Raw genomic sequence first — 11,533 nt, 5'->3', positions numbered from 1 at the left:
CCAGGGTGGCTGCAAAGATCGCAGCCGCAAGATAGGCGCTCTTCATGGCTTGCTTTCCTTCTGGGGGATGAATGGGGGCGTGTCAGTACCCGAAATAGAACGGATAGATGATGGCCGGCGCGAACTGGTGTGGTCCCGGGCAACGCCGTACACGCATTCCCGCCAGAATGACGACGCTGGAACTTGGCGCCGAGCGGACATGGAGGATTCCGAACAGCAGCACGCACAGGAGCGTCAACGCAAGCTGATTAAACGGCCAAGTCGGACGGGCCGCGTTGCGTTGCGTCGCGCGGCTGCCTGAAGTGTTCCGGTTCATCGGCGCTGCTCCGTTGAATCCCAATTTCGAGTCTTCGATACCGGTCTACCACAAATATCGCCGGTTGGCATACCCAGAGCATTCCACAGATCAAGGTATGGCATAATCCCGGCAAATGCCGTCGTCATGCAACGCGTAGGGTCAACCTCAAGCTTGATCGGAATACGACGGTATTCAGGCTTCATTTACTCACCATTTCAGCGAGTAAATTCAACGCGCGAATCGCCGATTCCGCGTTCACAGACTGTCCCAAACTATTCTTGGTGGAGGATCACGGGCGCCAGCGCCACCGAACGGACTTGGCAAGGGGCCGGCGAAACCTTTTTGTCATGGGCCAGATAGTTCCATCCGGAGAACTTTTCTGAATTGCCTTTTTCGATGTCCCGCTGAGAGGTCGCGCAGCGGTACGCGCTTCGACAGGGCCAAGACGATCCCACCGAGACTCTTCCACGATGCCTGGCGGCCGCGCTTCGTGTTCAGAATGACAGGGCCGAGGCCCGGACGGCGGAGCGGAGGGTGGCCGTATTCGCGGCGCGGACGTCGCTGCCCGCAATCGTGATACCGAACCCCGCGAATGCCTGCGCGTCTGTGACATACGATCCGCGTCTCCAGATCCGAGTGGCAAGCCAGCTTGCCTTGAATCGCTTTTGAAGGCGAATCGAATAATGAAGGCCATGGATGCGTCTTCTCGAGTATGACAGAGCAAACGGGCCACTCAAACCGTAGCGACCGTACCTCCCTGCCGACCCGATGCATGGTCGCCGCAGCCGCCGGCGCGCTTCTCTCGCTCGCGTTTCCGCCGTATCGATTTGTGTTCGTGATACCGCTGGCGCTTGCCGTTTTTATCGCGGTGCTGGAAGAGGCGTCGCCAAGAGAGGGATTCATCACCGGCATCTGCTTCGGCTATCCGTGGTCGGCGATCACTCTCTTCTGGCTCACCCGGCTGTTTGGATCGGCATCGATCTCACTCTGGGCAATTGCTGCGTGCTGGCCGGCACTATTTGGCGCGGCTCTTGCCTGGTGCTCGTCGCGACGCGCCCGGATTCCCGCCTGGCTCGCGGCACCAGCGCTATGCGTCGCGCTGGAGGTGTTGCGTGAGCAGGTCGTTTGGCCGCGCACCAGCGTCGGCGGCATCGCATACGCCGCCCTCGGAGGCGCGCCACTCTGGCCTATTGCGGCAGTCGCAGGCTCCTACGGCGTCTCATTCCTTCTCGTGATGCTTGCCACGCAGATCGCCCGCACGCGGTTTCGACCGCGGATCGGCATCGCGGCGCTCGCTAGCTGGGGCGCTGTCTGCTTGCTTCCGCGCTCTCCGATGCGCCCGGAACATCCCGTAGTTATCCGCCTGGTGCAGGCACAAAGCGAGGATGACAGCGTCCACTTCGCGCTCTCGACCGTACCCGCACGGCGGAGGCTCGACGCGATCCTCTGGTCGGAATACAGCTTTATGTCCGATCCTCGGTGGAACCCGAAGCTGTGGCAAAAGCTGCGCGCGCTTGCGGCCGACCAGCACGCCCTGTTCGTATTCGGCGCCAGGGATGTGCCGAACCGCAGCACCGACGCGTACTTCAACGCCGCATTCGTCATTGGCTCAAACGGGACGGTACTGGGCGTTCACCACAAGAACCATCCCGTGCCGATGTTCCGTGATGGCACGCCGGGACGCGATGCGCGCGTATTCCCGGCGGCGTTCGGCCGCGTCGGCGTCGCGATCTGTTACGACCTGGATAGTCCCGACGTGTCACTTCGACTGGCGCGTAACGGCGCGCAACTGCTCCTCGCCCCAAGTGATAATCCGGCCCGGTGGGGACCGGTTCAGAACGCACAGCAGCGACAGATACTGAGAATGCGAAGTGCGGAAACCGGCTTATGGCTTGCCGCCGCCGATACGGCAGGGAGTACGTTTGCCTGCGATTCGCACGGGGCTTCCGTTGCGCGAGTGGTCACAGCGGGTCCGACAATGATCGATGTGCCGGTTGCCATGGCCCATCGAACGACGATCTTCGTCCGCGGTGGCTGGATGTTCGGCTGGTTGTGCCTGGTATCGGCGCTGGTGGCAATTGCAGCGCCTGGCGACCGCAAGCAGGTCGCTTAGTGGCATAATGAGAAGGAGACTCAGGTTGCACGGGCGGCGTTGGCTGCCGCACTGCGCTAAAGCGCGCGGAATCGGCCCGTGCCGCACTGCGGGAGGTTGCGGTGTCATCCGGTCCAAACGATAATAGCTCGGGCGCGGCGCCTTCGAATGCCATCGGGTTCACCACCCGTATTTTCATCATGGTTGCCACACTGGCCGTTTTGGCTTTGGCTATGATTCAAACGGTCCGAATCGGCAAGGTCGCAGCTCTGTACGATGATGCCCTGAACGACACGCAGGGCAACCTGCAGAATACTACCGTTGTGGTCAACCAGATGAAAGCCGGCCTCCATTGAAGCCGCTCACTTCCTCGGATCGTCTGTTCCTTTTGCTACCCGCGGTGTGCATTCTGGTCTCCCTGGTGGTGATGAAACAGGAAGCGATGCGGCGCGACAGCTTGAGGCAGCAACTGCACAACGCCGCCGCCGTGTATGCTCGCGAGAAGGCGGAGTACCGCGCATTGCTGGCTGAATACCGGGCACGCCACTTGAAACCACCGCCTGGACCGGTCGAAATGGATTGAAAGGCTCCCGGGCTGGCCTTGCGAGACGGCCGGCATTCGGCGTCGGCACGCGCCAAAAGGAGTTGACGTGCGCATCCTGATGCTGACGTGGGAGTATCCGCCAAGAATCGTTGGCGGCATTGCCCGCCATGTAGAAGAGATTTCGTGGGCACTTGCGGCCGACCCAACGCTGGAGGTGCACGTTGTAACGTGTGACTTCCCGGGGGCGCCCGCCGAGGAGGTTGTGCGCGGCGTCCATATTCATCGCGTGGCGCCATACGACGCTCCGGGCGGGCATGCCGACTTCTTTCACTGGCTCCATCAACTCAACGCCGCCATGCGCGACCGCGCCTGGGCGCTCTGCCATGACTGGCTGGGCCGCAAGAAGGGACGCGCTCCAATTGACCCCAAGTCGCTCGGTGAAGGCGAGGCGGTGCTGCTGCATGCCCACGACTGGGTCGCGAGCTTCGCCGCCGTGGAGCTGAAGCATGCCTTCAAACTACCGCTGGTCGGCACAATTCACGCTACTGAGTTCGGGCGAAACCAGGGCATTCACACCGATACCAACCACTACATCAACGATACCGAGGTGTGGCTCACAACCGAGGCGTGGCGCGTCATCGTCTGCGCGGAGTTCATGCGCCGCGAGGTGGAGTTTGCTCTCAACTGCCCGGGCGACAAAATCGACGTGATCCCGAACGGCATACACGCCGAAAAGTTCCACTTTCCTTTCAGTGCAGCGGAAGCGGCCGACTTCCGGCTTCGATTTGCAGCTCCAGACGAAAAGCTGGTGTTGTTTGTCGGGCGAGGTGTGCGCGAAAAGGGAGCGCAGATACTGGTGGAAGCCATGCCGCAGATTCGCTCCGCCAGCGGCGGCGTAAAACTGGTGATCGCCGGCGGTGGGCACCGGCAGCATCTTGTAGACCTCGCCCACAGTATTGGTGTCGGCGGCAACGTGTTCTGCACCGGGTTTATCTCCGATGACGCGCTCCTGAGGCTCTACCGGGTAGCCGATGTCGCCTGCTTCCCAAGCCTTTATGAACCGTTCGGCATCGTCGCCCTTGAAGCCATGGCCGCCGGCACGCCTGTCGTCGTGTCGGATGCAGGCGGTCTGCCGGAAGTGGTTGAGCACGACCTTTCCGGCACCGTTACCTGGGCCAATAATCCGGAAAGCCTGGCTTGGGGAGTAACGCGCGTGCTTCAAGACCGCGCAACGGCTCTCCGGCTGGCGAAGCGAGCACGCAAGCGCGTCGACTCTCACTTCAGTTGGACGCATATCGCCGCTGATACGCTGCGAGTCTACAACCGCGTTTGGAACGAGTACCGCGAAAGCTCCTGGTAACGGCCTGTGATGACGCCGGATCCCACGTATTGGGAGGCGGAAAGCCAGATGCGCCACGGCAGTTTACGACGGGAGCGCCGACCAGGCTCTTGTGGGGATCCGCGCGTGCAGACCGGTGAGTTGAACCGACGGCGAGGAGCGATGCTGCTGCCGCCGGCGTGGTAGTTGACGAAGGATCCAGACTATGCTGCCTATCGCATTGACGGCGCTTTTGTCGTTCGCGCCTCCCTCCTCCATCCGTCTCCGCTCGGATACCGCCGCCATAGGCATGGGCCGAACGGCCGCCGTGAGTGCCGAGGTGCGGGACGCTCGCGGGCGCGCCGTACCGGGCGCCGAGCTCTGGCCCTACGTCAACGGGAAGCAGTGGGGAGCGCCGGCGCGCTCCGGCCCAGCCGGGAAAGCGCTGCTTCTACTGCCGCTCCCGAACGTTGGCGCCGCCGAAATCGAGGCGCTGATCACGCCGCAAACCGCGCCCGATCCGGCGCACTGGATATGGTCGAACGTCACCCTCGATAACCAGACGGTATTCATCACCCGCCGCTTCAACCTGAAGTTTCGCGCGACACTTGCCCAGCTCGACATCACCTGCGACGATTCCTTTCAAGCGTGGATCAACGGACGGAGAGTTGCTGCCGGTTCGGACTATCATGCAGTGCAGCACGCTGCGGTGCCGGCGTCCGTCCTGCATGCCGGCTCCAATATTCTCACGGTTGAGGCGCACAACGGCTCGGGACCCGCCGGACTGCTCGCTCGGCTGGCCATCCGCGGTCGTGGCGCCACCAGGTCACTGGCTACGGACCGCTCATGGAGCGTCTCTTCATCGCAGCCGGCCGGCTGGCCGGAAAACGTGGCGCCTTCGGGCAAGCCGGCTACCGAGATCGCGACGGTCGGCGGAGGTGTGTGGGGCCGCACAATCACTGGATGGCCGGGCATGAAGGCGATGGACCCGTTTCGCGTTGGCGAGCCTGCACCTGCTGGGTCCTTGCGCAGTAACTCCATCACGATCCGCGTCCGATCCCGGACGATCCATCGGCCGCCCCTCGATCCGAACCACCTGGTTGGAATGGAGTGGGAACCCTGGTTCACGCCGCTCAACGCGCGCTGGGATACCGCCGAAGCCGTACCCGAGCTGGGAGATTACAGTTCGTTTGACCGCAGCGTGATCCGGCAGCACGCGCTCTGGTTGACGGAGGCCGGAATCGACTATCTCCTCATCGATTGGTCCAACAACCTGTGGAGTAAGAAGCACTGGCGCGAGCGTGATCCCGGCGTGGATGAACTTATCCGCTCAACCACCGAGACGCTGGATGTGTTCGCCGCGATGCGAAAGGAGGGAGTCAGCGTTCCACGTGTGACGCTGTTGCTCGGCCTGGATAATGGGCCGCCGACGACCACAGAAGCGCTGCACGAGGAGATGGACTGGGTCTATGCGCACTATGTGCGGAATTCCAAATACAGCGGACTGTGGCTCCATTACCTCGGAAAGCCGCTCATCGTGCCATTCGATGGCGGCGGGCCCGCCTTCCGCGCCACGATGCCGCCGCTGGCTTCAACGCCCTTCACGGTACGCTGGATGGGCAGCCAGTTTCAGGCAAACCACCTCGCACAGGCCGGATATTGGAGTTGGATGGACGGGTCGCTGCTACCGATCGTAACGTCGTTTGAGGGCATGCCGGAGGCGCTCACCATCACGCCGGCATACTTTGGTGCGGGAGGCTGGACCTATCCGCAGGCGCGTGGGCGGCTGGGAGGCTCCACATATCTCACGCAGTGGCAGTACGCCATGCGGGTGCGTCCACGGTTTCTGCTGATCAACCAGTGGAACGAGTTCGCCGGCCAGCCGAAAGGCGGCGGAGGCGGCCCGAACAAAGATCAGTTCGAGGACTGTTACACGCCGGAGCTCTCCGATGACATCGAGCCGACCTCGCTCACGGCTCACGGCTATCGCGGAAGTGGCGGATGGGGCTACCAGTACTACAACCTTACGAAAGCCCTGGTGCGCATGTACCATGAACCGCATCCGGCAACCACGCTCATCGCTCTGGAACATCCCACCAGCGGTGAGATGGTTCACGGGCCCTGGTTGTTGGTTCGTTGGAGGGTAGCCGGAAGAGCGCCGGCCGGTTACAACGTCAATCTCGATGGCAAACGCATCGCGACCCACATCGCCACCGACGGTTTTCGGATCGATCTACGCAGACTGTCGCCGGGCCGTCACAGGATTGAGGTTGCTGCGCTTGGCGCATCCAGCCGCTACCCGATTGGACTGCTCCACGAGGATGCAGTCCGCACAAAGCCCGCTGCCGTCAGCGTAACGGCGCGGTTCGTGGTGGCGCTACACGGCAGATAGAGCGACGTGTGCCGGCAGAATTCGCCTCCGGGCGCTCCACGGGGCCGGCCGCCGCGGGAGTTACCGCGACCCGCCTGCAGGACTTCCGCCCACCACTCATGAATGCTAATCGGCAGCGCATCCTGCTCCAACATGGAGGAACTGTTCGATGGTGAACCTGGCCCAAAGAACCTTTGACGACTCGGTTACGTGGGACAATCTGGAGCGTGATCTCACCTTCCACCCTGCCGGCGCCGAGCATCCGCTTCGCCTTACGCAAGAGCAGCTTGCATCGTACAATGCCAACGGCTACCTGAAAGGCCTGCCGGTATTCTCCGATGACGAGATACTGGAGCATCGCCACTACTTCGACCGGCTGCTGGCGAAACAACTGAAAGATGGGGGCGATAGCTATTCATTGCGCCGCATGATGCGGTTCAGCCAACCGTACTGGGATATCGCACACAATCCAATCATCCTGGACTACGTGCAGGATCTACTCGGCCCCAACATCGTGGCGTGGGGCACGCAGTACTTCTGCAAGATGCCTGGCGACGGTAAGGTGGTATCGTGGCATCAGGACGCCTCGTACTGGCCGCTCACGCCCGCGCATACCGTCACGATGTGGCTGGCAGTGGATGACTCGGACCTGGGCAACGGCTGCATGCAGGTGATCCCGGGAACGCATACGCTCGGAATGGTGGAGTTTGATATGAGCGGTGCCGACGAGAACAGCGTCCTCCCGCAGAAAATCAAAGGCGCCGAAAACTACGGAAAGCCGGTTCCGTTTGAGTTGAAAGCCGGGCAAATCTCGCTGCATGCCGACATGCTCATCCACGGCTCCGAGCCCAACACCTCGAACCGCCGCCGTTGCGGTATGACCATCCGGTATGCCGCGGGCGAGGTTCGATCGCTGGACGATGGCTGGACCAAGAACAGCACCATCTGCCGCGGCCGGATGCCGGACGATCATTGGACCGACGTGAAGCGGCCGGAACGCGACATCCTGGACCAGTAGCCGACTAAGACGCGGCTCCAAATCGCTGAAGCGCCTGAAAGACGGCGTTTGCGCCAAACAGGATGGCGCCGGCTGGTACGCGCTCATCAGCCGCGTGCACGGTGGACCAGAAGTCGAAATCCGGCGGGAACTTCATCGGTAAGAAGCCATACGTCTGGATACCGATCTGAGCAAAGAATCGCGCGTCCGTCACACCCCCAAGCAGCAGCGGCGTTGCCGCCGCGCCGGGATCCTCTCGGCACAGGATATCGGCCAGCGTCGGGTACAGCGCCATGTCCGGCGCTGGCGTGCCGCGGTCATGCCGAACAATCTCAATCTCGGCGTGCTCACCAACCAGAGACCCGAGTTCTCGCGTCATATCAACCGGCGTCATTCCGGGCAGCAGCCTGCCATCCACCTCCATCACGACCTCCGACGGAATCACGTTCACCTTGCTGCCGCCCGCGATGATAGTGGGGCACGCGGTATTGCGAATCAGCGGCGCGATGATTTTGCGGAACGGCTCCAGGTGCTCCAGCGCCGCGTCCGCCTTTTCCGCCACCATCAGATCCCGGAAGTGCCCGGCAGCAGGTTCCGGCAGAGCCTCGGCGAACCCACTGAACATGGCGCATGCGGCGGGCGTGATATGAACCGGGAGAGGATGCTCATCCAACGCCTGGATCGCGCGGGCGGCACGAATCATCGCCGTGTCATGAATCGGCGATGAAGCGTGGCCACCCGGACCACGAAACCGCACGCGCATCCAGCATATCTGCTTCTCCGACACCATGATCGGGTAGAGCGTGCGACCCGCAACCTGCAGTGAAAAGCCGCCGAACTCTCCGATGGCGAACCTCACACCGGCAAACAGGTCGCGGCGCTCCTCGCACAAAAACCTGGCGCCATTGTCACCACCGGCCTCCTCATCACAGAGGATACAGAGGATAACGTCGCCGGGCAGCGATGCGTTCTCCGCCTTCGCGCGCAGGAACGCCGCGAGCATGATCGCCACGCCACCCTTCATATCCACCGCGCCACGGCCCCAGATCATGCCGTCATGGAGCTCGCCGGCAAACGGGGGGTGCGTCCAGCTTTGGCCCGCCGTCGGCACCACATCCACGTGGCCCTGCAAGAGCAGCGGTGGCGCCGATCCTGAGCCGGTAAGTCGGGCGATCAAATTCGGGCGCCCATCGGCTTTTTCAATCAGCTGCGACGGCACACCGTACTCGGCCAGTAGGTCACGGATAAAGCCGATACATGCAGCTTCGTTTCCCGGAGGATTAGTGGTGTTGAACCGCAGGAGCTGCTGCAGCAGCTCCGCGGGCCGTTGATGGATGGTTGTGTTCATTGGTTCCGTAGAAGAGAGCGTTGCCGGCCACGCTTTAGAGTATCGCTACCGGCGAGGAGGTTCAACCAGCCGGACGCGGAGAGGTTGGACGGAGAATGGGAAGGTACCTGCGAGCCCGCGGGCGCATTCGACATGTGTGCCGCGCTCGATCCAGCGGATCGTGTCAGCCTCCTGCACCAGCCGTTTCCTGGGTCCATCGTCGATCGTGCCAGCGGAACCGGTACGTGCGCGGCGGGGGAAGCTTTCCACCCGGATGCGCTCCGGATGGACCGCCATACGCAGCCGAGAAGACGGTAAGCGTGCCTGACCACGGGTACTGTACATTACCCGTTGGCGTAATCACACAATCGATATGCCCCAACGTCAGCCTCGGCTCCTGAGCCGGGCGAATGGCGCTCATCCGCTCGATATCGCGCTGGTAGATCGGCCGGGCTTCCTCGATGAGGGTGTTCTTCAGGAACGAGCGCGACGGGTGCAGAACACGCAGTACAATTACGGTTGCAACGCCGCCGGCCGCAAGCAGAATCAGGAGTACCGCCGTGATTATAAAGAGCGTGGTGCTTCGCGCCGCTCCGCGGTGGTTTGCTCGCATGGCAACGTGCTGATGGCTGCTGAGCGCTCCCATGCAACCCAATGCCAGTATACCGCCGCACAGCCTTCCTCCTCCTCCTGTTGCTTATTGCGCCTCTGACTGCAGCCGCAGCGCCGCCCAGGTCGCAGACGCCGAAACCGCCGGGCCGCTCGGAACTCGCTCGCTGGGGCGGGCGCCTGGAGCGACGGATCGACCGGTCGTTCCTCATAGGTAGCGGTCCGCTCTATGCCGACGCCTCCACCCGTGGCGCACCGCAGCACCCGGCATTTATGTGGGGATGCGGTGTTCAACTCGCTGCGCTGGCGGCTGCCGCACGTCTCGATTCGCGCAAAGCCGGGCGGATGAACCGCTGCGTACGCGGGTTGGACGCCTACTGGCGCAGTGACCGGCCACTCGGAGGCTACGATGTGCTGCCGCTCCCAAAGCCGCCCGACTGTTACTATGACGATAACGCGTGGATGACGCTCGACCTGATCGAGGCGTACAGCATCGCGCACCGCCCCGCGGATTTGCTGCGAGCGGAGAAGACCCTCCGATTCGTGCTGAGCGGCGAAGACTCCGCACTTCGCGGCGGCATCTGGTGGCGCGAGCGCGACCGGAAATCGAAAAACACGTGCTCAAATGCACCGGCGGCTGTGGGCGCACTCGAACTATACAAGCTTACGCACAAGGCCAGGGATCTGGCGGCCGGTGAGCGCCTGGAAGGCTGGACGCGTGCAAACCTGCGTGACGCCACGGGACTCTACTTCGACCATGTGAATGCCGATGGCACTGTCGACAAAACCGAATGGTCGTACAACACAGCGCTCATGATTCGCGCCGAATGCGCGTTGTGGCGCATCACGAACCACCACAGCTTTCTCGCTTTGGCCGAACAGAGCGGCGGCGCGGCTGTAGGCCGCTGGATCGACCCGGTCACGGGTGGCGTCAAAGATGGCGGCGCATTCGCACACCTGCTGCTGGAGGGATTCGAAGCGCTGTACCGGGCCGATGGCGATGCCAACTGGAGACAGGTGACACTGCGCGCGCTCCTCTGGCTGCACACCTCCGGGCGCCGCCGATCCGGCTGGTACACAGCGCAGTGGGACACGCCCGTAAGCGGTCACAGCCCCGCGGACGAAAAGCTGCTGGACCAGGCCAGCGCGGCGCGGGCGTTTCTGGAAGCTGCCGCGCCGGGCACGTGGCTTGTGGCTGCGCCAGTGCCGCCTATAGGCCGCGGCGCCTGAACAAAAGTCGATGTGTCTCATATACGGGGTAACGCCAAACAACCCCAGCTTGTCCCGTACCTCCCATTCGCCCATCCGGCAGTGAAACATATTGGTCGTGCGGGACGCATGGGCGCGCCGCAATCCGACGATGGCGGAGGGTTCGTCCGACGCCACCGCGCCTGCGGGTGAGCCGGCAGATCCGGAACCATCAAACGCCGTTGACTCGACGCTATCCTGGATGACGGCGGGGTCAGCCAGGTTTTCGTGGCGTCGCTATGGCCGGCGCAGCACCTCCAGTCGCGGTTATGTGCGACTTGGCGCCGATTCAATGGGAACTATTCGGCGCACTCATGCATACTATATATGAATATTGAGATATGCTGATATTCAGTTGCTCCAGGAAGAATATGACCAACGAACTCATTGATATGGCCACCCTTGAACGCGTAGCGCCTATGATCCGCGCGGTCGCACATCCGATACGGTTGCGAATACTCGACTTCCTCGAACACGAAGGCGGGCCGCGCAACGTCACCCAGATCGCCGACGCAGCAGCCGCACCCCAGGCCGTGGTCAGCCAGCAGCTGCGAATCCTCAAGGACCAGCATGTGCTGCGCGCACAGCGCAACGGCAGCTTTGTGCTCTACCAGATCGAGGATGCGAGTGTGCTTCTTCTTCTGCAGTGCATCCGCCGGAATCAGCCGCGCGGGTGAGCCCTGCCGTTCGCTGCTTGTGCCTCGTCGCGGATTGGCAGACCGACGGTTT

General features: G+C 62.5%; 10 protein-coding genes. 8 read left to right on the top strand and 2 right to left on the bottom strand.

Going from position 1 to position 11,533, the window contains the following annotated elements:
* The first annotated feature begins 1,010 nt into the window (after window positions 1–1,010).
* The 6 genes from KGJ62_09325 (at window position 1,011) to KGJ62_09300 (ending at window position 7,641) form a co-directional block, all read left to right on the top strand.
* Window positions 1,011–2,411 carry a hypothetical protein gene (locus tag KGJ62_09325; protein MDE2126779.1) on the top strand — a complete coding sequence of 467 codons (1,401 nt, stop codon included), beginning with the start codon at window positions 1,011–1,013 and terminating at the stop codon, window positions 2,409–2,411.
* 101 nt (window positions 2,412–2,512) lie between these two features.
* The gene (locus KGJ62_09320) at window positions 2,513–2,746 is read left to right on the top strand and encodes a hypothetical protein (protein MDE2126778.1); all 234 of its coding nucleotides are present in this window, start codon (window positions 2,513–2,515) and stop codon (window positions 2,744–2,746) included.
* Entirely contained in the window at window positions 2,743–2,973 is a 231-nt protein-coding gene (locus KGJ62_09315; protein ID MDE2126777.1) for a hypothetical protein, read from the top strand. The genes KGJ62_09320 and KGJ62_09315 overlap by 4 nt, the downstream gene beginning before the upstream one ends.
* 67 nt (window positions 2,974–3,040) lie before the next feature.
* Entirely contained in the window at window positions 3,041–4,294 is a 1,254-nt protein-coding gene (locus KGJ62_09310) for a glycosyltransferase family 4 protein (protein MDE2126776.1), read from the top strand.
* A gap of 184 nt (window positions 4,295–4,478) precedes the next feature.
* Entirely contained in the window at window positions 4,479–6,644 is a 2,166-nt protein-coding gene (locus KGJ62_09305; protein ID MDE2126775.1) for a hypothetical protein, read from the top strand.
* A gap of 148 nt (window positions 6,645–6,792) precedes the next feature.
* Complete coding sequence (locus KGJ62_09300; GenBank protein MDE2126774.1) at window positions 6,793–7,641, top strand: phytanoyl-CoA dioxygenase family protein; 849 nt, start codon at window positions 6,793–6,795, stop codon at window positions 7,639–7,641.
* Window positions 7,642–7,645: 4 nt separating this feature from the next.
* Here KGJ62_09300 and KGJ62_09295 read toward each other — a convergent pair whose 3' ends face one another.
* Window positions 7,646–8,968, bottom strand: coding sequence for a M20/M25/M40 family metallo-hydrolase (locus tag KGJ62_09295; GenBank protein MDE2126773.1), 1,323 nt, complete (start codon window positions 8,966–8,968; stop codon window positions 7,646–7,648).
* Window positions 8,969–9,131: 163 nt separating this feature from the next.
* A complete protein-coding gene (locus tag KGJ62_09290) occupies window positions 9,132–9,560 on the bottom strand; it encodes a hypothetical protein (GenBank protein MDE2126772.1) in 429 nt (142 codons plus the stop codon).
* Window positions 9,561–9,601: 41 nt separating this feature from the next.
* Between KGJ62_09290 and KGJ62_09285 the strand changes: the two genes are divergently transcribed.
* A complete protein-coding gene (locus KGJ62_09285) occupies window positions 9,602–10,786 on the top strand; it encodes a hypothetical protein (GenBank protein MDE2126771.1) in 1,185 nt (394 codons plus the stop codon).
* A 389-nt stretch (window positions 10,787–11,175) separates the two neighbouring features.
* Window positions 11,176–11,481, top strand: a complete 306-nt coding sequence (locus KGJ62_09280) for a helix-turn-helix transcriptional regulator (GenBank protein MDE2126770.1) — start codon at window positions 11,176–11,178, stop codon at window positions 11,479–11,481.
* Window positions 11,482–11,533 lie beyond the last annotated feature (52 nt).

The organism is Armatimonadota bacterium (genome assembly GCA_028871815.1).
In the GTDB taxonomy this organism is placed as follows: domain Bacteria; phylum Armatimonadota; class Chthonomonadetes; order Chthonomonadales; family Chthonomonadaceae; genus REEB205.
This window is presented reverse-complemented; position numbering and strand designations above follow the sequence as displayed.